Origin of the sequence: Bradyrhizobium sp. CCBAU 11357, assembly GCF_028128865.1 — a bacterium.
GTDB lineage: Bacteria > Pseudomonadota > Alphaproteobacteria > Rhizobiales > Xanthobacteraceae > Bradyrhizobium.
The window spans coordinates 58,746-83,084 of sequence record NZ_LBJW01000102.1 but is presented as its reverse complement, the minus strand read 5'-3'; the positions used below and the strand labels follow the sequence as shown (position 1 = coordinate 83,084).

General features: G+C 64.8%; 18 protein-coding genes. 14 read left to right on the top strand and 4 right to left on the bottom strand.

Annotated elements, in window-relative coordinates:
- Nucleotides 1-98: 98 nt before the first annotated feature.
- A complete protein-coding gene (locus XI05_RS20190) occupies nucleotides 99-653 on the top strand; it encodes an ActR/PrrA/RegA family redox response regulator transcription factor (RefSeq protein WP_271505019.1) in 555 nt (184 codons plus the stop codon).
- A 253-nt stretch (nucleotides 654-906) separates the two neighbouring features.
- Here XI05_RS20190 and XI05_RS20185 read toward each other — a convergent pair whose 3' ends face one another.
- Nucleotides 907-1,395, bottom strand: a complete 489-nt coding sequence (locus tag XI05_RS20185; RefSeq protein WP_172788010.1) for an MmcB family DNA repair protein — start codon at nucleotides 1,393-1,395, stop codon at nucleotides 907-909.
- Between the two features lie 291 nt (nucleotides 1,396-1,686).
- Here XI05_RS20185 and XI05_RS20180 point away from each other — a divergent pair, with 291 nt between their 5' ends.
- The gene (locus XI05_RS20180) at nucleotides 1,687-3,387 is read left to right on the top strand and encodes an alpha-amylase family protein (RefSeq protein WP_271505017.1); all 1,701 of its coding nucleotides are present in this window, start codon (nucleotides 1,687-1,689) and stop codon (nucleotides 3,385-3,387) included.
- 175 nt (nucleotides 3,388-3,562) lie between these two features.
- Here XI05_RS20180 and XI05_RS20175 read toward each other — a convergent pair whose 3' ends face one another.
- On the bottom strand, nucleotides 3,563-5,161 hold the full coding sequence (locus XI05_RS20175) for an alpha-amylase family glycosyl hydrolase (RefSeq protein ID WP_271505015.1): 1,599 nt from the start codon (nucleotides 5,159-5,161) through the stop codon (nucleotides 3,563-3,565).
- 161 nt (nucleotides 5,162-5,322) lie between these two features.
- Between XI05_RS20175 and XI05_RS20170 the strand changes: the two genes are divergently transcribed.
- Nucleotides 5,323-5,991 carry an MBL fold metallo-hydrolase gene (locus XI05_RS20170; protein WP_271505014.1) on the top strand — a complete coding sequence of 223 codons (669 nt, stop codon included), beginning with the start codon at nucleotides 5,323-5,325 and terminating at the stop codon, nucleotides 5,989-5,991.
- 193 nt (nucleotides 5,992-6,184) lie between these two features.
- Here XI05_RS20170 and XI05_RS20165 read toward each other — a convergent pair whose 3' ends face one another.
- Nucleotides 6,185-7,384, bottom strand: coding sequence for an extracellular catalytic domain type 1 short-chain-length polyhydroxyalkanoate depolymerase (locus XI05_RS20165; RefSeq protein WP_271505013.1), 1,200 nt, complete (start codon nucleotides 7,382-7,384; stop codon nucleotides 6,185-6,187).
- Nucleotides 7,385-8,033: 649 nt separating this feature from the next.
- Here XI05_RS20165 and XI05_RS20160 point away from each other — a divergent pair.
- Entirely contained in the window at nucleotides 8,034-9,269 is a 1,236-nt protein-coding gene (locus XI05_RS20160; protein WP_172787925.1) for an LLM class flavin-dependent oxidoreductase, read from the top strand.
- A gap of 135 nt (nucleotides 9,270-9,404) precedes the next feature.
- Nucleotides 9,405-10,781, top strand: coding sequence for a cytochrome P450 (locus XI05_RS20155; protein WP_271505012.1), 1,377 nt, complete (start codon nucleotides 9,405-9,407; stop codon nucleotides 10,779-10,781).
- Between the two features lie 266 nt (nucleotides 10,782-11,047).
- Here the strand turns inward: XI05_RS20155 and XI05_RS20150 are convergent, their stop codons facing one another.
- Nucleotides 11,048-11,887, bottom strand: coding sequence for an SDR family NAD(P)-dependent oxidoreductase (locus XI05_RS20150; RefSeq protein ID WP_172787927.1), 840 nt, complete (start codon nucleotides 11,885-11,887; stop codon nucleotides 11,048-11,050).
- A gap of 176 nt (nucleotides 11,888-12,063) precedes the next feature.
- Here XI05_RS20150 and XI05_RS20145 point away from each other — a divergent pair, with 176 nt between their 5' ends.
- From XI05_RS20145 to XI05_RS20105, 9 genes are all read left to right on the top strand, one after another.
- On the top strand, nucleotides 12,064-13,029 hold the full coding sequence (locus XI05_RS20145; RefSeq protein WP_271505011.1) for a sensor histidine kinase: 966 nt from the start codon (nucleotides 12,064-12,066) through the stop codon (nucleotides 13,027-13,029).
- A gap of 440 nt (nucleotides 13,030-13,469) precedes the next feature.
- A complete protein-coding gene (locus XI05_RS20140) occupies nucleotides 13,470-15,206 on the top strand; it encodes a putative bifunctional diguanylate cyclase/phosphodiesterase (protein ID WP_271505010.1) in 1,737 nt (578 codons plus the stop codon).
- 221 nt (nucleotides 15,207-15,427) lie between these two features.
- On the top strand, nucleotides 15,428-16,870 hold the full coding sequence (locus tag XI05_RS20135; protein WP_271505009.1) for a sigma-54 interaction domain-containing protein: 1,443 nt from the start codon (nucleotides 15,428-15,430) through the stop codon (nucleotides 16,868-16,870).
- 246 nt (nucleotides 16,871-17,116) lie between these two features.
- Nucleotides 17,117-19,144: an acyl CoA:acetate/3-ketoacid CoA transferase gene (locus XI05_RS20130; protein WP_271505008.1), complete on the top strand. Its 2,028-nt coding sequence runs from the start codon at nucleotides 17,117-17,119 to the stop codon at nucleotides 19,142-19,144.
- Between the two features lie 106 nt (nucleotides 19,145-19,250).
- Nucleotides 19,251-20,435, top strand: a complete 1,185-nt coding sequence (locus tag XI05_RS20125; protein WP_271505006.1) for a substrate-binding domain-containing protein — start codon at nucleotides 19,251-19,253, stop codon at nucleotides 20,433-20,435.
- 170 nt (nucleotides 20,436-20,605) lie between these two features.
- Nucleotides 20,606-21,394, top strand: coding sequence for an ABC transporter ATP-binding protein (locus tag XI05_RS20120; RefSeq protein ID WP_271505003.1), 789 nt, complete (start codon nucleotides 20,606-20,608; stop codon nucleotides 21,392-21,394).
- Complete coding sequence (locus XI05_RS20115) at nucleotides 21,391-22,113, top strand: ABC transporter ATP-binding protein (protein WP_271505001.1); 723 nt, start codon at nucleotides 21,391-21,393, stop codon at nucleotides 22,111-22,113. The genes XI05_RS20120 and XI05_RS20115 overlap by 4 nt, the downstream gene beginning before the upstream one ends.
- Nucleotides 22,110-23,120: a branched-chain amino acid ABC transporter permease gene (locus XI05_RS20110; RefSeq protein ID WP_271504999.1), complete on the top strand. Its 1,011-nt coding sequence runs from the start codon at nucleotides 22,110-22,112 to the stop codon at nucleotides 23,118-23,120. The genes XI05_RS20115 and XI05_RS20110 overlap by 4 nt, the downstream gene beginning before the upstream one ends.
- Nucleotides 23,117-24,202, top strand: coding sequence for a branched-chain amino acid ABC transporter permease (locus XI05_RS20105; protein WP_271504998.1), 1,086 nt, complete (start codon nucleotides 23,117-23,119; stop codon nucleotides 24,200-24,202). The genes XI05_RS20110 and XI05_RS20105 overlap by 4 nt, the downstream gene beginning before the upstream one ends.
- Nucleotides 24,203-24,339: the final 137 nt, after the last annotated feature.

The window sequence follows — 24,339 nt, the reverse complement described above, 5'->3', positions numbered from 1 at the left end:
GACCTTGCGTCGCACAACGGGCCGGGTCGACCATTTGCCGCCTTGGCACCGCGCGATTGCGACGCCATATGTCAATGCGCTGGAGAGAGGACATAACCTTGAACGCCATTGCCGAACTGAACGAACAGACCGACCGCTCGCTTCTCATCGTGGAAGACGACAAGCCGTTTCTGGAGCGGCTGTCGCGTGCCATGGAAACACGGGGCTTTGCCGTAACGTCGTGCGACACGGTGTCGGACGGACTGGCGCAGATCGGCAAATCGGCGCCGGCCTTCGCCGTGGTGGATCTGCGGCTCGGCGACGGCAACGGCCTCGACGTGGTCTCGGCGCTGAAGAAGAAGCGCCCGGATGCACGCGCCATCGTGTTGACCGGCTACGGCAACATCGCCACTGCCGTGACCGCGGTGAAGATGGGCGCGATCGATTATCTCTCCAAGCCGGCGGATGCCGACGACGTCGTCGCCGCGCTGCTGTCGACCAACACCGAGAAATCCGAGCTACCGGCCAACCCGATGTCGGCCGACCGCGTCCGCTGGGAGCACATCCAGCGCATCTACGAGATGTGCAACCGCAACGTCTCGGAAACGGCGCGCCGGCTCAACATGCATCGGCGTACGCTGCAGCGGATCCTGGCCAAGCGCGCGCCGAGGTAAGGGTGTCGTAGAGTGGGCAAAGGCGCGCAGCGCCGTGCCCACCGTTCTGCTTCAATCCTCATCGGCTTGAATGGTGGGCACGCTTCGCTTTGCCCACCCTACGGTATCTCATGCCCCGGACGCAGCGCAGCGCTTCTTCAGCGGTGCGCTGCAGAGCCGGGGCCCATGGCTGCACGTACATTGCCGCTTTCTGGTCCCGGCTCAGCGCAGCAGCGTTTCACGCTGCAGCGCGTCCGGGACACGAGACCGTCCTCTATTCCCAGAAATCCGCGTGGCCCTGCGGATCGACCAGGCGGTTGATCCGCAACGCCGCCGCCATCGCGAACCGCACCGTCATCTGCTTGCGCGTGGCGGCGGCGAGCTTGTGCTCGGGCGCCTCGCAATGCAGGTGCGCGCCGTAGGCGTCGGCGATGATCAGGCCGGTGTCTTCGGGGAAAATCTCGCACGGCAGATCCTGGGTGAAGGCGAAGAACAGCCGGTCGCAATGGGCGCGGTATTCGTGCCATTTCTGATCGGCGCGCAAATCTTCGACCGAGGACTTGATCTCGACGATCCAGATCTCGCCGCGCTCGTTCAGCGCGACGAGATCGGCGCGCCGGCCCGACGGCAGCGGCAATTCGCTGATGCAGGAGAAGCCGAGCGAGCGCAGCAGACGCGCGGTGCCGCGCGCGATGGCCAGCGCCGTCTCCGACTGGCGGCGATCCGGCGGCGGCACGAGGGTGATGCGGGCGGTGTTGTCCATGGCGGGAGGATAGCCGATTCCATTTCGCCCGTCATTCCGGGGCGCGCGCAGCGCGAGTTATGATGCGCAATTGCGCATCTGAGAATCCATAACCACGGGACGACGTGTGGGGCAAAGCGGGTACTCCGAGTCTTCGCAAAATTGCTGCCTGTGGTTATGGATCCCGGGCTCGCGCTTTGCGCGCCCCGGGACGATGGCGAGTGTGACGTGAGAGCGCGGAACCGCGCTCGGCCTTAACACTTATCACGCAGCCGCCCACCCCGGCGGAACCACCCACCGAGCGGCTCGCGCATGATCGACGATCTCTGGTACAAGAACGGCGTGATCTATTGCCTGTCCGTCGGCTCCTATATGGACGCCAACGGCGACGGCGTCGGCGATTTCAAGGGGCTGTTGCGGCGGCTGGATTATCTGCACGGGCTCGGCATCACCACGATCTGGCTGATGCCGTTCCAGACCTCGCCCGGGCGCGACGACGGCTACGACGTCGCCGACTATTACAGCGTCGATCCTCGCTACGGCACGCTCGGCGATTTCGTCGAATTCACCCATGGCTGCAAGCAGCGCGGCATCCGCGTCATCATCGACCTCGTCGTCAATCACACCTCGGACCAGCACCACTGGTTCAAGGAAGCGCGGCGCGACAAGGCTTCGTTCTATCGCGACTGGTACGTCTGGTCGGACAAGAAGCCTCCCGGTGCCAACAAGGGCATGGTGTTTCCCGGCGTGCAGAAATCGACCTGGACGCGCGACAAGGAATCAGGCGCGTACTACTTCCACCGCTTCTACGATTTCCAGCCGGATCTCAACACCTCGAACCCGCATGTGCAGGCCGAGATCCTGAAGATCATGGGCTTCTGGATCCAGCTCGGCGTCTCCGGCTTCCGCATGGACGCCGTGCCCTTCATCATCGCCACCAAAGGCGCGAAGGTGAAAAAGCCGGTCGAACAATACGACATGCTGCGCGCCTTCCGCGAATTCCTGCAATGGCGGCAGGGCGACGCCATCATCCTCGCCGAAGCCAACGTGCTGCCGAAGACCGACATGAAGTATTTCGGGCGCGACGGCGATCGCATGCACATGATGTTCAACTTCCACGTCAACCAGCACCTGTTCTATGCGCTGGCATCCGCCGATACGCGCCCCCTGGCGAAGGCGCTGAAGGCGACCAAGCCGCGGCCGGCGACGGCGCAATGGGGCCTGTTCCTGCGCAATCACGACGAGCTCGATCTGGGCCGCCTGACCAAGACCCAGCGCGACACCGTGTTCAAAGCGTTCGGACCCGACAAGGGCATGCAGCTCTACGACCGCGGCATCCGCCGGCGGCTTGCGCCGATGCTGGGCGGCGACCGCAGGCGGCTCGAGCTCGCCTACAGCCTGATGTGCACGCTGCCGGGGACGCCTGTGATCCGCTACGGCGACGAGATCGCGATGGGCGACGATCTCTCATTGCCCGAGCGCAATTGCGCGCGCACGCCGATGCAATGGTCGACCGAGCCGCATGGCGGCTTCACCAAGAGCGACAAGCCCGCATGTCCCGTCATCGACGAGGGCCCCTACGGCTTTCCGCACGTCAATGTCGCAAAACAGCGGCGCGATCCGAACTCCATGCTGAACTGGACCGAGCGCATCATCCGCATGCGGAAGGAAGTGCCTGAGGTCGGCTGGGGCGATTTCACCGTCATTGCCGTGCGCGATCCCGCGGTGTTCATCATGCGCTACGATTGGCGCAACAATTCGGTGCTGTTCGTGCACAATCTCGACGAGAAGCCGCGCGAGGTCGCGTTCTCGACGGGGCTGTCGGGCGAGACCGGCGCGCACCTGATCAATCTGCTCGCGGAGGACCACAGCCACGCCGACAAGCGCGGCCAGCATCGCATCGTGCTGGAGCCATATGGCTACCGCTGGTACCGCGTCGGCGGGCTGGATTATCTGTTGAAGCGGAGCGATATCGACGACGACGCGGTGGGCGGGAAGAAGCATCCGGGGTGAGGTCGAGACGCCGTCGTTTGCTCCGCTGTTTCAACAATCGTCATTGCGAGGAGCTCTTGCGACGAAGCAATCCAGTCTGCTTCCGCGGAGACAGACTGGATTGCTTCGCTGCGCTCGCAATGACGGGGAGATAGGAGTGGCCACTTCTCCGCCGTTCTCCCGGCGAAAGCGATGCCTAGGGCGACGCCACCACCACGCCCTCGTTGCCGCGCAGGTTCAGCACGCCTTCGATCTCCTCACCTTCGCGATCCAGGAACGTCGACAGCAGGATGCTGCTGCCGAAACGGATCGCGCTGGTGGTCACCGCGACCGGATCGGGGCCGAGATTGAGCGCCACGATCATGGTCTTGCCGCCGGCCTCGCGGCGATAGATCAGGAGATCGCCTTGCGCGGCGATCGGATGATAATCGCCTGCGACCAGCGGGGGACAGCTCTTCCGCAAGCCGATCAGGCGCTTGTAGAGGCTGTGGATGGAGCGCGCATCGGATTCGAGATTGGCGACGTTCTCGCGGATGTGGTCCTCCGGCAGCGGCAGCCACGGCCTCACCTCTGAAAACCCGGCGAAGTTCGAGGAATCCCACTGCATCGGCGTGCGGCAGCCGTCGCGGCCAACACCGATGCCGGGCACGTTCTTCTCGAAGGGATCGCGCACGTCCTCCGGCGCGATCGCGAGCTGGTGCATACCGATCTCGTCACCGTAGTAAAGCGTCGGCGTGCCGCGCAGCGTCAGCAGCAGCATGGCGGCAACGCGGGCCTGCTCGGGCCCGACGCGGCTCGCGACGCGCGGGCGATCGTGGTTGCCGAGCACCCAATTCGGCCAGGCACCGCGCGGCAGCGCCTTCTCGTAATCCTCGATGATCTTTTCGATCGAGCGGGCGCTCCAGAAGGTCGAGAGCAGCGCGAAGTTGAACGGCATCTGCGCGCCGGTGAGGTCGTTGCCGTAATAGGCCATGAGCCGGTGCAGCGGCAGATAGATCTCGCCGATCAGGACGCGCGCGCCATAGGAATCGGTGACGCGCCGCATCTCGGCGATGACATCATGCACCTCTGGCTGGTCCGTCGAGTATTGCGTCAGGATCCTCTCGTTCGGCGGACGGCCCTCGACATAATGCGGGTTGGGCGGGTTGTCGCGGAATTCGGCGTCCTTGATCAGGTGCCAGATCACGTCGACGCGAAAGCCGTCGACACCCCGGTCCAGCCAGAACCGCATCACGTCGTAGATCGCGGCGCGGACGTCCGGATTGCGCCAGTTGAGATCCGGCTGCTCGGCGAGGAAGGCGTGATAGTAATATTGGCCCGTGGTCTCGTCGAACGCCCAGGCGCTGCCGCCGAACTCGGACAGCCAATTGTTCGGCACGCCGCCGCCTTCTGCCGGATCGCGCCAGATGTACCAATCGCGCTTGGGATTGTCGCGCGAGGATCGGCTCTCGACGAACCAGGGATGCTGGTCGGAGGTGTGGTTCGGCACGAGGTCGAGGATCAGCTTCAGGCCATTGTCATGGGCGGCCGCGAGCAACGCGTCGAAATCCGCCATCGTGCCGAACAGCGGCTCGATGCCGACATAGTCCGAGATGTCGTAGCCGAAATCCGCCATCGGCGAGGGAAAGATCGGCGACAGCCAGATCGCGTCGACGCCGAGCGATTTGACATAAGGCAGTCGCTGCAGGATGCCGGCGAGATCGCCGACGCCGTCGCCGTTCGAGTCCTGAAACGAGCGCGGATAAATCTGATAGAAGATGCCGTCGCGCCACCAATTCTCGTTGTTGTGAGCCATGCCGAAGACCACCCAAATCCGCCGCCTTGCGCGGGAGAACGCGACAGCAACGCCCCGGTTCAAATTGGCAGGCCAATTGGGACGGCCGTGTGACGGTTGTTCCCCGGCGCGGGCACGAATCTTTTGCTTGGCGGCCCGGCAAAAATCGGCATTGTGAGGCCATGACCGAGCAAAACGACACCAAAGCCAAGGCGGGCGCGATCATCGTTCCCGTGACGCTGTTCGAGCAGAACTGCACCATCATCTGGGACGAGCCTTCCAAGAAGGCCGTGGTGATCGATCCCGGCGGGGACGTGCCGAAGATTCTGGATGCGATCAAGCAAACCGGCGTCACCGTGGAGAAGATCTGGCTGACCCATGGCCATATCGATCACGTCGGCGGCGCGGCCGAGCTGCGCGATGCGCTGAAGGTGCCGATCGAGGGTCCGCACGTCGCGGACAAGTTCCTGCTCGACAACGTCGTGGCGAGCGGCGCGCGCTTCGGCATGACCGGAGGGCGCGATTTCACGCCCGACCGCTGGCTCGACGAGGGCGACAGCGTGTCGATCGGCGGCTTGCAGTTCGACATCCTGCATTGCCCGGGTCATTCGCCCGGCAGCGTGGTGTTCTTCAACGGGGATCTGCGCTTTGCCCATGTCGGCGACGTCCTGTTCGCGGGTTCGGTCGGACGCACCGACCTGCCCGGCGGCAGTCACGCCACGCTGATCGACTCGATCAAGACGAAATTGCTGCCACTCGGCGACGACGTCGGCTTCATCTGCGGCCACGGGGCCGGCTCGAGCATCGGCCAGGAGCGGATGACCAATCCGTTCATCACCGGCGAGATGTGAGGCGCTACAAACTCCGCTGTCATCCCGGACAAGCGCAAGCGCAGATCCGGGATCCATAACTACAGGGAGATGTGGTTACGGGGACTCGGAGTTACCTCTTCGTGCCCAACTTTGTCCTGTGGCTATGGGTGCCGGATCTGCGCGCGCTTGAGGCGCGCTTGTCCGGGACGACGGCTGAATGTGTGTCGACCAACTACTTCATCAACCCCGCGGCCGTGAGCGCGCGGGTGATGATCTGGCCGAGATCGAAGCGACCGGCGGGCTCGCGCTGCGGCTTGGCCGGCTCTGCGGCAACCGCGGTGCGGATCGAGCGGGCGAGATGCGGCGCAGGCGAGAGCGCCGGTTTCGCCGGAGGCTTCGTGGCGGACTTCATGGCAGGCTTGGCCTCCGCCTTCTTCGTCGCGGCGTCCGGAATCCAGCCGGTGAGGCCGAAGAACTTAGCGATGTGGTAGGACGATGAGATGCCGGCCTCGATCAGGAAGGCGCCTTCGATGCCGTAGCGCTGATCGTTGTCGGCCAGCCCAAGCGGCGTGCCGTGCGCCATGTCGGTGATGGCAAAGGACTCGACCAGCGTCTCGCCGTCCTTGTCCCACCAGGCCTGGCGCGGATAGCCGTCGACATTGGTCTCCGCCATCGGCAGTTCGGGCAGACCGTGCAGGTCGAGCCACTGCTTGACGATCTCGTTGGCATTGCCGGGATTGACGGTGCGGTCGGCGCTGCCGTGCCACACCGAAACCCTCGGCCATGGCCCGCGATGATCAGAGGCGCTGCGCACGAGATCGCCGAGCTCGCGCCCGGGACGCGCCGGAGAATGAAACATGCCGTCGAGCGCCTCGCGCAGATTGGAGGCGATGCCGTAAGGCAGCCCGGCAATGATCGCGCCGGCGGTAAAGACTTCCGGATAGGTCGCGAGCATCACCGAGGTCATGCCGCCGCCGGCCGACAGGCCGGTGATGAAGACGCGCCTGGGATCGATGCGATGCGCCTTCACCATGTGCGCGATCATCGCGCGGATCGAACGCGGCTCGCCGCTGTCCCGCGCGGTGTCCTCCGGATTGAACCAGTTGAAGCAGGTGTTGGCGTTGTTGATGCGCTGCTGCTCGGGCATCAGCAGCGCAAAGCCGTAATGCTGCGCGAGAGTCGACCAGCCCGCGCCGAGATCGTAACCGGCCGCCGTCTGCCCGCAGCCATGCAGCACGACGACGAGCGCGCGCGGCCGCTGCAATTGCGCCGGCACGAACGCGAACATGCGCAAGGCGCCGGGATTGTCGCCGAAGCCAGTGACCTCCTGCAGCGGGCTGAATCCATCTGCACCGCGGCCGGGCTCGGCGAAGCGCAGTCCATCCAGCCTGGGCAGACGTCTCAAGAGATCGATATTTCTGGCTAACGACACGGCAACTTCCTGGTGGGCGACGTTCAACGTACAGCCCAACCAGATAGTTGCTGCGTTGCAAAATAAAAAGACCGTGCGCTGTTGATCTCGGTGAAATTCGCGGGAAGACCGCAGGATTCCGCACGTATTAACAGCAATGCCTCGACTTCTTGCAGAGGCGCGGCGCATCCGCGCCGGAAATGCGGCGCGGGGTCGCGATTAATGTCACAAACAGCGCGAGCGAGACGAGAAAGGCTACGCGTGCTGATTGCGGCCATTCCGGCCGCATTTCCGATCTGATCGTCGCGCCATAGCTGAAGACGATCATCGTGGGCGCCAGCGCGTGCGCCTCTTCATTCGATCGCAGATCGCTTCGCCTCTCCGCGCGTCCGATATCACTTGAGCGACGCCCTCTCGACACGTCATTGCGGGCGCAGCAAAGCAAGCCAAAGTATTTCCGCGGAGATACTCTGGATTGCTTCGCTGCGCTCGCAATGACGGCGTGGCACCATCGAGACACTGAATTACATCCGCCCCCGCTGAGGCTCCCCTCCTCGCTTCGGCGCATGCCTGCATTCCACCACGCGGGACATCGCGTGATTGCGTTCGCGCCGTCAGGCACGTAGCCTGACACGACCAACAACCAGAAAATTCATCCGGAGAGAACGCCATGGCGCGCCTGAAGTTCGGAGCCTTTCTTGCCCCGCATCACCCGATCGGGGAGCATCCGATGCTGCAGTTCCGGCGCGATCTCGACCTCGTCGAGCAGCTGGATGCGCTCGGCTATGACGAGTTCTGGTGCGGCGAGCATCATTCCTCGGGCTGGGAGATGATCGCCTCGCCGGAGATGTTCCTGGCCGCGGCCGGCGAGCGCACCAAGCGGATCAAGCTCGGCACCGGCGTGGTGTCGCTGCCCTATCACCATCCCTTCAACGTCGCCCAGCGCATGGTGCAGCTCGATCATATGACCGGCGGCCGCGCCATCTTCGGCTCCGGACCGGGCGCGCTCGCCTCCGATGCGCATACGCTCGGCATCGATCCGATGACGCAGCGCGACCGCCAGGACGAGGCGATCGGCGTGATCCGCCGCCTCTTCAACGGCGAGCGCGTCACCGCCAGGAGCGACTGGTTCACGATGAACGACGCGGCGCTGCAGATCCTGCCCTTGCAGGAGGAGATGCCGTTCGTGGTGGCCTCGCAGATCTCGCCCTCCGGCATGACGCTGGCCGGCAAATACGGCATCGGCATCATCTCGCTGGGCTCGATGACGACACAGGGCCTGATGTCGCTGCAGCAGCAATGGCAATTCGCCGAGGATGCCGCCAAGAAGCACGGCACCAAGGTCGACCGCGCCGACTGGCGCGTGCTCCTGACCTGGCACATCGCCGAGACGCGTGAACAAGCCCGCCGTGAGGCCGGCGCGGGCCTGATGCGCTGGCACAACGAATATAATGTCGGCACGCTGCAGCGGCCGGGCCTCACCGCGTTCTCCTCGCCCGACGAGGCCGTCGACAAGACCGCCTTCGTCGAGGGCGCGGCGTCCACCATCGGCACGCCCGACGATCTCGTCAAAACCATCAAGAACGTGATGCAGGTCTCCGGCGGCGTCGGCGCCATCATCGGCTTCGTGCACGACTGGGCCAATCCGGAAAACACACGCCGAAGCTGGGACATGGTGGCGCGCTACGTCGTGCCCGAGATCAACGGCTACATCGACGGGCTGCGCAGGTCGCAAAAATTCGTGATCGAGAACCGTGCGATCTTCGAGCGTGCGGGCCAGGCCGTGATGGCCAAGATCATGGAGAACGAGAAGGCCGCCGAGGCGCTGAAGGTCACCGGCCCCGGCCGCGTCGCCATTCCCGCCGTCAACGCGCCGGATCTGCAGAAGGAAGCGGCGAAGCGGTAGGGCGCGGAATCATCGTTGTCTCGGCCCCAGCCGGGGCAACGATGGTTGTGTGACGACTTTGTGCGCAAGACGACCGCAGCTCATCGCAGCCGGATCGTGCTATGCTGGCCGAGCCAGCCAATCGGAGCAATCGTCATGTCGATGCAGAATGTGGCCGCCCCGCCGCTTCCGTTCACTCCGCCGCGGCGCAACGAGCTGACCCACATTCCCGGCGACGAAGGCTGGCCGATCATCGGCAAGACCTTTCAGGTGCTCGCCGATCCCAAGGGCCATATCGAAGCGAACGGCGCCAAGTACGGCCTGGTCTACCGCACGCACTTTTTCGGCGAGACCAATGTCGTGCTGCTCGGGCCCGAGGCCAACGAGCTCGTGCTGTTCGACCAGCAGAAGCTGTTCTCCTCGACCCATGGCTGGGACAAGGTGCTGGGGCTGTTGTTTCCGCGCGGATTGATGCTGCTGGATTTCGAGGAGCATCGCCTGCATCGCAAGGCGCTCTCGGTCGCGTTCAAGTCCGGGCCGATGAAGTCCTATCTCGGCGATCTCGACCGCGGCATTTCCACGCGCGTCGCGCAATGGAAGGCAAAGCCGGGCGAGATGCAGCTTTATCCGGCGATGAAGCAGCTCACGCTCGATCTCGCCGCGGCCTCGTTCCTCGGCGCCGACATCGGGCCTGAGGTCGACGAGATCAACCGCGCCTTCATCGACATGGTGGCGGCCGCAGTCACCCCGATCCGCCGTCCCCTGCCCGGCACCCAGATGGCGCGAGGGGTGAAGGGACGCAAGCGCATCATCGCCTATTTCCGCGAGCAGATTCCGCTGCGGCGCGGCAATCACGGCGGCGACGATCTGTTTTCGCAGCTCTGCCGCGCCACCCATGAGGACGGTGCGCTGCTGTCGGACCAGGACATCATCGACCATATGAGCTTCCTGATGATGGCCGCGCACGACACGCTGACCTCGTCGCTGACCTCCTTCATCGGCGAGCTCGCCGCCAATCCGGACTGGCAGGACCGGCTGCGCGCGGAGGTGCTCGCGCTCGGTCTCGTCTCCGGCGCGCCGACCAGCTTCGACGATCTGGAAAAGATGCCGCTGACCGAGATGGCGTTCAAGGAAGCGCTGCGGATCAAGCCGCCGGTGCCGTCGATGCCGCGCCGCGCGATGCGCGATTTCAGCTTCAAGGGTTTTGCGATCCCCGCCGGCACGGCGGTCGGCATCAATCCTCTCTATACGCACCACATGAAGGAGATCTGGCCGGAGCCGGACCGTTTCGATCCCCTGCGCTTCACCGAGGACGCGCAGCGCGGCCGCCACCGCTTCGCCTTCGTGCCGTTCGGCGGCGGCGCGCATATGTGCCTCGGCCTGCACTTCGCCTACATGCAGGCGAAGTGTTTCGCGCGGCACTTCCTGGAGAATATCGAGGTGTCGCTCGCGCCAGGCTACAAGCCCGACTGGCAGATGTGGCCGATCCCGAAGCCGCGGGACGGGCTGCGGGTGCGAGTGAGGGCGGTTTAGCCTCTCGTGTCCCGGACGCGCTGCAGCGCGTAGCGCTGCTGCGCAGAGCCGGGACCCAGGATCTTGCGACACGGTCATCTTGGAGAGATGGGCCCCGGCTCTGCGGAGCGGCACTTCGCGCCGCACCGCGTCCGGGGCACGTGAGTTTCGTAGGGTGGGCAAAGCGAAGCGTGCCCACCACGCCTCTCCGGGTTCAAACATCGATGGTGGGCACGGCGCGCGAAGAGCGCGCCTTTGCCCACCCTACGGCGCTGTCGATGGGGCTTCTACGCCCCCTGGTCGAACGCCTTGCGCAGGGCCACATAGCCCTGCTGCTGCTGGCTCCAATTGCGGCCGCCGGTCATGGCGCCGTCGACGACGAGGTCGTGGCCGTTGATGAAGCTGGATTCGTCGCTGGCCAGGAACACTGCGGCCTGCGCGATGTCGTCGGGCAGGCCGGCACGCGGGATCGGCTGCGCGGTCTTGTAGACCTCGCGCATCACTGCCGGCGTCTTCTCGGCGGCATCGGTCGAGAGCCCCAGCGCCTTGCCGAAGATGCCGGTCGCGATCGCACCGGGCGAGATCGCGTTGACGCGGACGTTGGATTCGCCGAGCTCCATCGCCACGCATTTGGTGAGGTGGATCACCGCCGCCTTTGCCGCACTATAGACCATCGACGACGAGAAACCGGCGAGGCGGCCAGCAATGCTGCCATTGTTGATGATGCTGCCCGCGCCCTGCTTCTTCATGTAGGGCGCGGCGTGCTTCATGCCGAGCATGACGCTGCGCACCAGCGTCGCCATGGCCGCATCGAACCGCTCGACCTCGAGGCCCTCGATGCCGCCGGTCTGTGCCGGCCCGCCGGCATTGTTGAACAGGCAATCGATCCTGCCGAACTTGTCCACCGCGAGCGCAATCAGCGCCTGCATCTGCGCTTCGACGGTGACGTCGGTCTGACGGAAGATGCAACTCTCCCCGAGTTGTTTCGCCAACGCCTCGCCTTCCGGCACGCGCCGACCCGCGATCACAATTTTGGCACCTTCGGCAACGAAGACTTCCGCGGTGCGCAATCCGATGCCGCTCGTCGCTCCCGTAATCACCGCAACCTTGCCGTCCAGCCTGCCCATGGAATGTTCCTGTTTTCGAGCGATTTGATGCCAAATGGCGAATGCCGGCCGCCGTCGCCGCAGCGGTCACTATTCCTGCCCGCTTCCGACAAGGCAAGCTATGCTTGCACGGGCGGCATGCGTAACATCCTCACCGGCCGCTCGATCGTCGAACGCCCATCGCAACCGGGCAGCGCATGAAGAAGCTGATCGACGAGTTCCGCAAGGGCTGGCAGGGTACGGCGCCGCCTTCGCTCGGTCTGAGCATCGGCTTTGCGGTACTCTGCCTGCTGCTCTCGACCCTGGTCCGATGGGGCCTCGCCCAGGTTCGCCCCGACATCTATTTCACGCCTTACTTCCCGGCGGTGTTCTTTGCTGCGGCCCTGGGCGGATTCCGGATCGGCATCGTGACGGCGCTCGTCGGCGGCGTGCTCGGCGTCGTCCTCAATTTCGGCGATGCTTTTGCCGATCGCGCGCGGTTTGCCCTGCTGGCGCTTTACTGGGCCGTGTGCGCGATGACCATCTGGGGTGTCGAGCATTATCGCACCATGCTGGCCGAGCAGCGCCGAATTTCCAAACGCCTGATCGAGGAAGAAGATTATCGCAAGCTGCTGGTCGAGGAGCTCCAGCACCGGCTGAAGAACAAGCTGTCCACGGTGCATGCCGTGCTGCACCAGGTACTGCACGACCAGCCGCAGGTCTGGGCCCGGGTCGATCCGCGGCTGCGCTCGCTGGCCGCAACCGACGATTTGATCTCGCGGATCGACAAGGCCGGCTGCGACATCCGTGACCTCCTGATCTCCGAGCTCGGACCTTACGGCCATGTCCGCTTCACGCTCAACGGCGAGCGGCTGTTCCTGCCGCCGAAGCTCGCGGTCACGCTGTCATTGATGTTTCACGAGCTAGCCACCAATGCGGGCAAGTACGGCGCATTCTCCGCCCCGCGCGGTCTGTTGCAGGTGTCATGGACCATCATCGACGACCGCCTGACCATCACCTGGGACGAAACCGAAGGACCGAGCGTGGACAAGGTGTCGGAGCCCGGCTTCGGCACCAAGCTCTTGAAATCGGCACTCTCGGCTTTCGACGGCAGGACTGAGATCTCGTATCTGAAAACCGGTCTGCATTGCATCATGCAGTGTCGAATTCCACGAAGCGAATAGAACATCGCGACATGAAAGGTGTAATCCTTCCCCCCGCTTGCGCGGTGGCGCAATCGCGTGCGGCATTTGCGCGACCTGAGCAAGCGCCTCGTCCTTCGAGACGACCGCTTCGCGGTCTCCTCAGGATGAGGCTAAGCGGCCTCGGTGTTCGTTGAAACTGGCGCAGCGCACTCCGCTCCTCATCCTGAGGAGCCCGCCGACGGCGGGCGTCTCGAAGGATGGCCGCAGGCGAAATCGCTCCCACGCGCATACCTCGCGCTGTTTTGCTGAGCGCGTTGACGCTCTGTTAATGACGATCGTCGGCGCGCGTCGGATCGTCGCAAGTTTTCTCCAAAACACCCCCGTATTTCTCCCGACCCCTTAACCAAACTTAAGAGGGAACCGCGGAAGATCGCGCCCATTGCTAAAGGCGCGCTCAAACAACAAGATTCATGACTTCTATGAACGACAATCGATATTCCGGCGCGACTGAAGCCGAGCTCGGTTTTCTCAAGGAAATCGTTAGAATGCTGCCGGCCGGCCTGACCGTGCAGGACGCGCATGGCGAACTGCTGCTGGTCAACGATGCCGCCGCCGCGCAGCTCGGCCTGGATGGCAGCCGTCCTTCACCCGATCTGACGCCGCGCCGCGAAGCCTGCCGGCAGGCGCTGAGCGCCGGCCAGCCGGTCGTGACCGAGGAAGCGCTTCACGTCGGCGCCGCGCGAAAGGTGCTGCTCACGACTCATCGTCCGGTTCGTCTCGACGGACGCGAGCTCCTGATCTCGGCATCCTCCGACATCACCGAGCAGAAGAATTTCGAGGACCAGCTGTTCCGCTCGGCCTATTTCGACGAGCTGACCGGGCTGCCCTCGCGGCGCGTTATCGAGCACCGCGCAAATGCCCTGCTCGCGCGCGACCGCGGCGACGAACGCTTTGCGCTGGCCTTTCTCGACGTCGACAATTTCAAGCACATCAACGACTATTACGGCCACGCCGTGGGCGACGCGCTGCTGGTCGAGCTGTCGAAGCGGCTCGGACGTGACTTGCGCGATTCCGACATGCTCTCGCGCATCTCCGGCGACGAATTCCTGCTGCTGCTGTCACCGATCCAGGGACAGGGGGAAGTCGCCGAATTCATGCAATCGACGCTTGAGCGGCTGACCGCGCCGTTCTTCATCGACCATTCGGAAGTGTTCGCCTCGACCTCGGTCGGCATCAGCCTCTATCCCGACCATGGCGGCAGCTTCGAGACGCTGCGGCAAAACGCGGACATCGCGATGTACCGCATCAAGAACAACGGCAAGGGACTGGCCGCCTTCTTCGATGCCAGCATGGAGCGCGAGGCGCAGGCGCGGATGAAGGTCGAGCAGTCGCTGCGGCTCGCGATCCTGGAAAAGCGCTTCTGCTGCGCCTTCCAGTCCAAGGTCGACATCCGCACGCAGGCCGTGAAGGGCATCGAGGCCTTGGTGCGGCTGCGTGACGACGAAGGCGTGATCCAGGCACCCGGCTCGTTCATCAATCTTGCCGGCGAGCTCGGCCTGATCGACGAGCTGACCCATCTCGTGCTCGCCGAGATCGTCAAGTCGATCGATCTGATCAACGCCACGTTCGGCCCGGAAGCGACCATCAGCATCAACGTCGCCGCCAAGCAGGCCGGCAATCCCGAGTTCATGCGCAGCTTTGCGCAGGCGCTGGAGGAGACCGGCTTTCCGCAGCGGTTCATGATCGAGGTGACGGAAGACGCCTTCGTCGCCAAGAATCACTTCCAGGCCGAGATCCTGCCGATGTTCCGCAAGCTCGGCGTCGGCATCTCCATCGACGATTTCGGCACCGGCTATTCCTCGCTCTCGGCGCTGGCCGACATCACCGCCGACGAGATCAAGATCGACCGCTCCTTCATCACCGACATCCATAAGCGCCCGCGCAGCCAGGGCATCCTGCGCGCGATCGAATCCTTGAGCGAGGCGCTCGGCATGACGGTGATCGCCGAAGGCCTGGAATCCTACGAGGAGCTGGCCTATCTGCAGGCCGCCACCAAGATCCGCTATGCCCAGGGCTATTACTTCTCCCGGCCGATCTTCCTGGAGGAGCTGAAGCTCGCAACGCCCTCCTCGAGCGAGGCGCGGGCCAGCGTGGCAAGCCGCCCGGCGCAACAGAACCGCCAGGGCTATTCACGGGCGAGCGGGTATCGGCGGTAGGGGCGAAGGCGCCTCTTTTCGCGGTGTCGTCGCCCGGCTTGACCGGGCGACCCCGTATTCCAGAGACAGTCGTTGTAGAATCGATAGGCCACGGCGTACTGGATGCCCCGGTCAAGCCGGGGCACGACAGTGGCGGGTGCGGCTGCACCTCAATCCCCATTTCCCCCTTTGAAATCGCTACACTTTTGGTAATACACAGGCGGACCTCCCCGAGGTATCACATGCCTGCCGCTTCCTCCTCGATCAGCGATCCCGCCTATCTCCGTGCGCGCGCGATGGAGACGCTGTTCGAGCGGCTGGAGAAGCTCTGCGAGGGCGCGATTGCGATCGATCGCGGCGGGCGCGTCGTCTACGTCAACGAGAAATACCTTGCAGCCCTCGGCCTCAACCATCCCAGCGAGGCGATCGGCCGGTCGATCGAGGAGGTCATCCCCAACAGCCTGATGCGGAAGGTGGCCGAGACCGGCGAGCCGATCCTGCTCGACATCATGGAGCTCGGCGGCGAGCAGCTCGTCGTCACCCGCATGCCGATCGAGGACGAGAACGGGACGGTGATCGGCGCGATCGGCTTCGTGCTCTACGATCATCTCGAAAGCCTGAAGCCCCTGCTCGCCCGCGTCGCCCAGCTCGAGAGCGATCTGCGGCTGGCGCGGCGGCAATTGTCCAACGCCCGCGCGGCGCGTTTCACCTTCGCCGATTTCGTCGGCACGACGCCGGCCATCGCGCGCGCCAAGGAGCTCGCAAGCCGCGCCGCGCGGCAGAGCGTCACGGTGCTGCTCACCGGCGAGACCGGGACGGGAAAGGAGATGCTGGCGCAGGCGATCCACAACGCCTCCTCGCGCGCCGAGAAGCCGTTCGTCAGCGTCAACGTCGCCGCCATCCCCGAGACGCTGATCGAGTCGGAGTTCTTCGGCACTGCGCCGGGCGCCTATACCGGCGCCGACCGCCGGGGACGCGAGGGCAAATTCCGCATTGCCGACGGCGGCACGCTGTTCCTCGACGAGATCGGCGAGATGCCGCTGCAGCTCCAAGCAAAGCTGTTGCGGGTGCTCCAGGAGCGCGAGATCGAGCCGCTCGGCTCGGACAAGATCACCAGGGTCGACGTCCGCGTCATCGCCGCGACCAATGTGGATCTGCGCAAGCGCGTCAGCGACGGCGCATTTCGCGCCGACCTCTACTACCGTCTCAACGTGCTTGCGGTCGACCTGCCGCCGCTGCGCCACTGCCTCGACGATCTCCCCGACATCTGCGCCCGGCTGCTCGACGACATCAGCGCATCGGGCGACTACGTCAAGGCGAAGATCACGCCGAGCGCGCTCGCTGCGCTCGCCCGTTACGACTGGCCGGGCAATGTCCGCGAGCTCCGCAACATCCTCGAGCGGGCTCTGATCCTCAGCGATTCCGGGCGGCTGACCGGCGAGGATGTCGCCCGCATCCTCCCGATCGAGACCGAGGTCAGGCTCGCACCGCCCGAGCGCCCGGCCGGATCGGTGGTGCCCTATGCCGAGGCCGAGGCCGAGTTCGAGAAGCAGACACTCGAACAGGCGCTCGCCGCCAGCAACGGCCAGATCACCGAGGCCGCCAGGATGCTGCGGATCTCGCGCGCAACCTTCTACAAGAAGCTCGCCAAATTCGGCCTCGCCTCGGGATCGGCGCCCGTCTGAGTTTCGAGACATGGGAGTGTCCGGAGTCTCGGATCCCGGACACCGCATCCGGCCGCTCTTCGGGGGGTGAATTGCAGGCAATTGCCGCAGATTTCAGCCGTTTTGCGCGGCACTGCGGGATCTGGCGCGGACCTTGCTATCCGCTTTGCCGTCTTTCATTCGCGAGGAGCAACCTGTTCCGGGGCAGCTCTTCGCGATAAGATCAAGCAAAACAAGGCCTACGGTCCAGGGAGCGGGAGGAACGCCGTGAGCCATCATCCAGCTCTGCCTTACTTACGCAACTCCGAGAAGGGCAAGGTCGTCTCGGCGAATGAAGCCGTCATGCTGATCCGCGACGGCGACACGGTGGCGACCGGCGGCTTCGTCGGCATCGGCTTTGCCGAGGAGATCGCGGTCGCGCTGGAGGAGCTCTATCTGTCCCACGAGGGCGATGCGCCCTATACGCAAGGCAAGCCGCGCAACCTGACGCTGGTCTATGCGGCCGGACAGGGCGACGGCAAGCAGCGCGGCCTCAATCATCTCGCGCATGAAGGCCTGGTGCGGCGCGTGATCGGCGGGCATTGGGGTCTTGCCCCGAAACTGCAGCAGCTCGCGATCGCGAACAAGATCGAGGCCTATAACCTGCCGCAGGGCGTCATCACGCATCTGTTCCGCGACATCGCTGCGCACCGGCCCGGCCACATCACCCGCGTCGGCATGGGCACCTTCGTCGATCCCCGGCATGGCGGCGGCAAGCTGAACGCGCGCACCACCGAGGACCTGGTGGAGCTGATCACGCTGCGCGGCGAGGAGTGCCTGCTCTACAAGACCTTCCCCGTCGATGTCGGGATCATCCGCGCCACCACCGGCGATCCCGACGGCAATCTCACCATGGAGAAGGAAGCGCTGACGCTGGAAGCGCTCACCATCGCCATGGCGGCGCATAATTCCGGCGGCATCGTCGTCGCCCAGGTCGAGCGCGTCGCCGAGGCCGGCAGCCTCAATCCGCGCCAGGTCAAGATTCCCGGCATCCTCGTCGACTGCGTCGTGGTAGCGAAGCCCGAGAACCACTGGCAGACGTTCGGCACGCAATACAATCCGGCGTTCTCGAGCGAGATCCGGGTCCGCGCCGCCTCGCTGCCGATGATGCCGATCAGCGAGCGCAAGATCATCGCCCGGCGTGCCGCGTTGGAGCTGAAGGCCAACAGCGTCGTCAATCTCGGCATCGGCATGCCGGAGGGGATCGCTTCGGTCGCCAACGAAGAGCGCATCATCGATCTCATCACGCTGACGGCGGAACCCGGCGTGATCGGCGGCATTCCGGCGAGCGGCATCGATTTCGGCGCGGCGATCAACACGCAGGCGGTGATCGACCAGCCCTATCAGTTCGATTTCTACGACGGCGGCGGCCTCGATGCCGCCTTCCTCGGCCTCGCCCAGGTCGATCGCGTGGGCAACCTCAATGTCAGCAAGTTCGGACCGAAGCTTGCCGGGGCCGGCGGCTTCATCAACATCAGCCAGAACGCCAAGGACGTGATCTTCGTCGGCACCTTCGGCGCGGGCAAGCAGCGCATTGCGGTGAAGGACGGCAAGCTCGCCATCCTCGACGAGGCCACGTCGCGCAAGTTCGTGGAGAGCGTCGAGCACGTCACCTTCAGCGGCCCGTTTGCCGCCGCGCGCAAGCAGCGCACGCTGTACGTCACCGAGCGTTGCGTGTTCGAGCTCCGCCCGGGCGGGCTCGAGCTCATCGAGATCGCGCCCGGCATCGACATCGAGCGCGACATCCTGCGCCTGATGGATTTCAAGCCGCTGATCCCGCGCGATCCGGCGCTGATGGACCCGCGCATTTTCGGCGACGGGCTGATGGAGCTGCGCGAGCGCCTGCTCACGATCCCGCTCGACCAGCGCTTCACGCTGGACGAGCAGCAAAACCTGTTCTTCGTCAATCTCGAGCGCTATCCGCTGCGCAGCAAGGCCGAGATCGACACCATCGCTGCCATCGTCGAGGCGAGGCTCGCGCCGCTCGGACGCCGGGTCTACGCCATCGTCAATTATGACAATTTTTCCATCCTGCCGGAGCTGATGGACGATTATTCGGCGATGGTGCGCAGCCTCGTCGACCGCTTCTATTCCGGCGTGTCGCGCTACACCACGTCGGGCTTCCTGCGCATCAAGCTCGGCGAAGCCCTGGAGAAGCGCGGCGTCGCGCCGCACATCTTCGAGAGCGCGGAGGAAGCGCAGTCTGATCGGCGTCAAGCCGAGGGCGCCGGGGCTGCGCGGCAAGCTCAAAAATGATGCATGTTCGAAGGGCCGAGATACTCAGGCGGAAGGTTCAATTGCAATGTTCGTAACGTTGTGCAAATCGCTGTTGCAGAGAAACTTTGAATCAGGAGGGACCATCGTGCGTCGATCACTCATCATAACAACAACCATTCTCGCGCTCGGCGCGGGCACCTCCGCGCTGGCCGACGATCTCAAGATCGCGCTGATCTACGGCAAGACCGGTCCGCTCGAGGCCTACGCCAAGCAGACCGAGACCGGCCTGAAGATGGGTTTCGAATACGCCACCAAGGGCAGCATGACGCTCGACGGCCGCAAGATCGTCATCATCACCAAGGACGACCAGGGCAAGCCGGACCTGGCCAAGGCCGCGCTCGCTGAAGCCTATCAGGACGACAAGGCCGACATCGCGATCGGCACGACGTCGTCGGCCGCAGCACTGGCCATTCTTCCCGTCGCCGAGGAGAACAAGAAGATCCTGATCGTCGAGCCCGCGGTCGCGGACCAGATTACCGGCGAGAAGTGGAATCGCTACATCTTCCGCACCGCGCGCAACTCGTCACAGGACGCGATCTCCAACGCGGTCGCGATCGGCAAGCAGGGCGTCACCGTGGCAACGCTGGCGCAGGACTACGCCTTCGGCCGCGACGGCGTCGCCGCCTTCAAGGAGGCGCTGGCCAAGACCGGCGCGACGCTCGCGGCCGAAGAATATGCCCCGACCTCGACCACCGACTTCACCGCGGTCGGCCAGCGCCTGTTCGACGCGCTGAAGGACAAGCCCGGTCGCAAGGTGATCTGGGTGATCTGGGCCGGCGCCGGCAATCCGCTGGCCAAGCTCCAGGACATGGATCCGAAGCGCTATGGCATCGAGCTCTCCACCGGCGGCAACATCCTGCCGGCGCTCGCAGCCTACAAGGGCCTGCCCGGCATGGAAGGCGCGACCTATTACTTCTATGAGATCCCCAAGAACCCGGTGAACGACTGGCTGGTCGCCGAGCACCAGAAGCGCTTCAACGCGCCGCCGGACTTCTTCACCGCGGGCGGTTTCGCGGCCGCGATGTCCGTCGTCGCCGCCGTCACCAAGGCGAAGTCGACCGACTCCGAGAAGCTGATCACTGCGATGGAAGGCCTGGAGTTCGATACGCCCAAGGGCAAGATGGTGTTCCGCAAGGAAGACCATCAGGCGCTGCAGAGCATGTATCACTTCAAGGTCAAGGTCGATCCGAACATCGCCTGGGCCGTGCTCGAGCCGGTGCGCGAGCTGAAGATCGAGGACATGGACGTTCCGATCAAGAACAAGCGGTGATCTTTCTTGCTTCACCTCTCCCGCTTGCGGGAGAGGCCGGGAGAGGGCTCTCTCCTCTTGGGGGTTCTCGCCTGCTGACATAGCCCTCTCCCCCGCCCTCCCCCGCACACGGGGGAGGGAGCGCAGCGTGCCCCGCGGATCTATCTCATCTCACTATTGCCAGACGCTCCATGCCGCTCACCCTCGAAACCCGCGACCTCACCATTCGCTTCGGCGGCCATGTCGCGGTCAACAATGTCTCCTGCACGTTTCGCCCGGGCGAGCTCACCGCCATCGTAGGGCCGAACGGCGCCGGCAAGACCACCTATTTCAATCTGATCTCGGGCCAGCTGCGGGCATCCGGCGGCAGCATCCTGTTCGACGGCACCGACATCACCCAGCATTCCGCACCGATGCGGACCCGTGCGGGCCTCGGACGCGCGTTCCAGCTCACCAATCTCTTCCCGAACCTGACGGTGGAAGAGAATGTCCGCCTCGCTGTGCAGGCCGCCAGCGGCACCCATTACGACATGCTGCGGCCCTGGATGGTGCGGCGCGACCTGATCGCGCGCGCCGATGCCATTCTCGACCAGGTGGCGCTCGGCAACCGCCGCGGCGTCACTGCCACCGCGCTGTCGCATGGCGACCAGCGCAAGCTGGAAGTGGCCCTGATGATCGCGCTGGAGCCAAAGGTGTTCATGTTCGACGAGCCGACCGCCGGCATGAGCATCGACGAGGTGCCCGTCGTCCTCAACCTGATCGCGCAGCTCAAGCAGGACAGGAGCAAGATCATCCTGCTGGTCGAGCACAAGATGGACGTGGTGCGCTCGCTCGCGGACCGCATCATCGTGCTGCATAACGGACAGCTCGTCGCGGATGGTCCGCCGGCTGAGGTGATCGCCTCGCCGATCGTGCAGGAAGCCTATCTCGGCGTCGCGCCCAAGAACGCTATAGAGAGCGCGGTAGGGAGCGCATCATGAGCGATCTCCTCAAGCTGTCCGGCGTGCACACCCATATCGGGCGCTATCACATCCTCCAGGGCATCGATCTCACGGTGCCGCAAGGGCAGGTCACGATGCTGCTCGGCCGCAACGGCGCCGGCAAGACTACGACGCTGCGCACCATCATGGGCCTGTGGCAGGCCTCGAAGGGCGAGATCACCCTCGCAGGCCAGCGCATCGAGAGCCTTGCGACGCCGGACATCGCGCGGCTCGGCGTCGGCTATGTCCCGGAGAGCATGGCGGTGTTCTCCGACCTCACGGTGAAGGAGAACCTGGTGCTGGCGGCGCGCGACGCGCCGCTCGACGACAAGCAGCTGGATTGGATCTTCGGCTTCTTCCCGGCGCTGCGCCGCTTCTGGCTGTCGCGCGCGGGAAGCCTGTCGGGCGGGCAGAAGCAGATGCTGTCGATCGCCCGCGCCATCGTCGAGCCGCGCAAGCTGCTCCTGATCGACGAGCCGACCAAGGGGCTCGCGCCCGCCATCGTGATGGCGCTGATCGAGTGCCTGAAGGAGATCAAGCGCAAGGGCGCGACGATCCTCCTGGTCGAACAGAATTTCTTTGCCGCCCGCGAGCTCGGCGACAACGTGCTGGTCATGGACAACGGCACCATCGTTCATCGCGGCGAGATGGCGGCGCTCGCCGCCGACGTGCCGCTGCAGGAGCGGCTGCTCGGCCTGAGCCTGGAGGCGCATCAGTGACAGACCTTGCCGCAACCGATCCGCTGCCGAAGCCGAAGCGCGACCTCGCGCCGATCCTGCTGCCGCTCGCGCTGGCCCTGCTGATGATCCCGCTGATCGGGTCGACCTCGTCCTGGCTGACCCTGACCGTCGCGAGCCTCGCAATGGGCATGATGATCTTCATCATGGCCTCGGGGCTGACGCTGGTGTTCGGCCTGATGGACGTGCTCAATTTCGGCCACGGCGCCTTCATCGCCGTCGGTGCCTATGTCGCGACCCTGGTGCTGGCGCCGTTCGCGGCGTCCATCCAGGCCGACTCGCTCTGGACGAACCTCGCGGTGCTGGCCCCGGCTGCGCTGCTCTCGATGGCGGTCTCCGGCGCGCTCGGCCTCGTCGTCGAGCGCGTGCTGATCCTCCCCGTCTACGGCCAGCACCTGAAGCAGATCCTGATGACGACCGGCGGCCTGATCGTCGCCGAACAGACGCTCTATGCGCTGTGGGGGCCGCAGATCATCCCGATGCCGCTGCCGGCCTCGCTGCGCGGCTCCTTCATCCTCGGCGACGTCGCGATCGCGAAGTATCGCGTGCTGGCGATGCTGATCGGGCTTTCTGTCTTCATCGCGATCCAGCTCGTGCTCAACCGCACCAAGCTCGGCCTTTTGATTCGCGCCGGCGTCGAGAACCGCGAGATGGTCGAGGCGCTCGGCTATCGCATCCGCCGCCTGTTCCTCGGCGTGTTCATGACGGGATCGGCGCTGGCCGGCCTCGGCGGCGTGATGTGGGCGCTCTATCGCGAGCAGGTCCACGCCTCCATGAGCGACGACCTCACCGTGCTGATTTTCATCGTCGTCATCATCGGCGGGCTGGGATCGATCGGCGGCTGCTTCATCGGCGCCATCCTCGTCGCCATGGTCGCCAATTACGGCGGCTTCCTGGTGCCGAAGCTCGCCCTCGTCTCCAACATCCTGCTGATGGTCGCCATTCTGATGTGGCGGCCGCGCGGCCTCTATGCGGTGACCAGCCGATGATGATCCTCTCAGGCGATCCGCCGAAGAGCCGCGTCCTGACCCTCGTTCTCGTCGTCATCATCCTGGCGCTGGCGGCGACGCCGTTCCTGTTTCCGGGTGCCAAGGCGCTGAACGTCGCGGCCAAGATCTGCATCTTCGCCGCGCTGGTCGCTTCCTACGATCTCTTGCTCGGCTATACCGGGTCGGTGTCGTTCGCCCACACCATGTTCTACGGCATCGGCAGCTACGCCATCGCGATCGCGCTGTACGGCATGGGCCCGAACTGGGCGGCGGTCGGCACCGGGATCGTCACCGGCCTGCCGCTCGCCGCCCTGCTCGCGCTGGCGATCGGGCTGTTCTCGCTGCGGGTCGCCGCGATCTTCTTTGCCATGATCACGCTCGCGGTCGCCTCGGCCTTCCAGGTGCTGGCCTCGCAGCTGTCCTGGCTGACCGGCGGCGAGGACGGGCGCAGCTTCCAACTGCCGGAGCTGCTGCGCCCGGGCACGGTGCTGATCCCCAAGAACCTGTTCGGATTCGAGATCAACGGCCGCATCCTGACCTTCTACCTGGTGTTCGCGATCTCAGGCCTGATGATCCTCGCTCTGCTCCGCGTGGTGAACTCGCCGTTCGGGCGCGTGCTGCAGGCGATCCGCGAGAACCGCTTTCGCGCCGAGGCGCTCGGCTTCCGCACCGTGTTCCACCTGACCTACGCCAACTGCCTCGCGGCGCTGGTCGCCGCCAGCGCCGGCATCCTGAACGCGCTGTGGCTGCGCTATGCGGGTCCTGACACCTCGCTCAGCTTCTCCATCATGCTGGACATCCTGCTGATGGTGGTGATCGGCGGCATGGGCACGATCTACGGTGCGATCATCGGTGCCACCATCTTCATCCTCGCCCAGAACTACCTGCAATCGCTGATGGGCGTCGCCTCCAAGGCGGCGGACGAAGCCGGCCTGCCGCTGCTGCCGGGGCTGTTGCATCCCGACCGCTGGCTGCTGTGGCTCGGGCTGCTGTTCATCGCCAGCGTCTATTTCTTCCCGACCGGCGTGGTCGGACGGCTGCGCCATGGCGGCGGCAAGAAGACCGCCGGGCCCTCGCATTAACCGATGATTCATGATGCAGCGCTGTGATTGCGGCGCGCGCGACACAATCCTCGTGCGTGATACACGCGGTGCTGCATATGGATGTGCGATCAGCCCAGCTGCATTAATGCTTAGGTAACTGGCTTTCCTAAGGTTTG

Bases quoted from the DNA above. Each gene is read 5' to 3' on its own strand.
- XI05_RS20145 (WP_271505011.1), top strand. From the start codon at position 12,064: ATGAAGAAGCTGATCGACGAGTTCCGCAAGGGCTGGCAGGGTACGGCG.
- XI05_RS20115 (WP_271505001.1), top strand. From the start codon at position 21,391: ATGAGCGATCTCCTCAAGCTGTCCGGCGTGCACACCCATATCGGGCGC.
- XI05_RS20160 (WP_172787925.1), top strand. From the start codon at position 8,034: ATGGCGCGCCTGAAGTTCGGAGCCTTTCTTGCCCCGCATCACCCGATC.
- XI05_RS20170 (WP_271505014.1), top strand. From the start codon at position 5,323: ATGACCGAGCAAAACGACACCAAAGCCAAGGCGGGCGCGATCATCGTT.
- XI05_RS20180 (WP_271505017.1), top strand. From the start codon at position 1,687: ATGATCGACGATCTCTGGTACAAGAACGGCGTGATCTATTGCCTGTCC.
- XI05_RS20105 (WP_271504998.1), top strand. From the start codon at position 23,117: ATGATGATCCTCTCAGGCGATCCGCCGAAGAGCCGCGTCCTGACCCTC.
- XI05_RS20175 (WP_271505015.1), bottom strand. From the start codon at position 5,161: ATGGCTCACAACAACGAGAATTGGTGGCGCGACGGCATCTTCTATCAG.
- XI05_RS20135 (WP_271505009.1), top strand. From the start codon at position 15,428: ATGCCTGCCGCTTCCTCCTCGATCAGCGATCCCGCCTATCTCCGTGCG.
- XI05_RS20140 (WP_271505010.1), top strand. From the start codon at position 13,470: ATGAACGACAATCGATATTCCGGCGCGACTGAAGCCGAGCTCGGTTTT.
- XI05_RS20120 (WP_271505003.1), top strand. From the start codon at position 20,606: ATGCCGCTCACCCTCGAAACCCGCGACCTCACCATTCGCTTCGGCGGC.
- XI05_RS20185 (WP_172788010.1), bottom strand. From the start codon at position 1,395: ATGGACAACACCGCCCGCATCACCCTCGTGCCGCCGCCGGATCGCCGC.
- XI05_RS20150 (WP_172787927.1), bottom strand. From the start codon at position 11,887: ATGGGCAGGCTGGACGGCAAGGTTGCGGTGATTACGGGAGCGACGAGC.
- XI05_RS20155 (WP_271505012.1), top strand. From the start codon at position 9,405: ATGTCGATGCAGAATGTGGCCGCCCCGCCGCTTCCGTTCACTCCGCCG.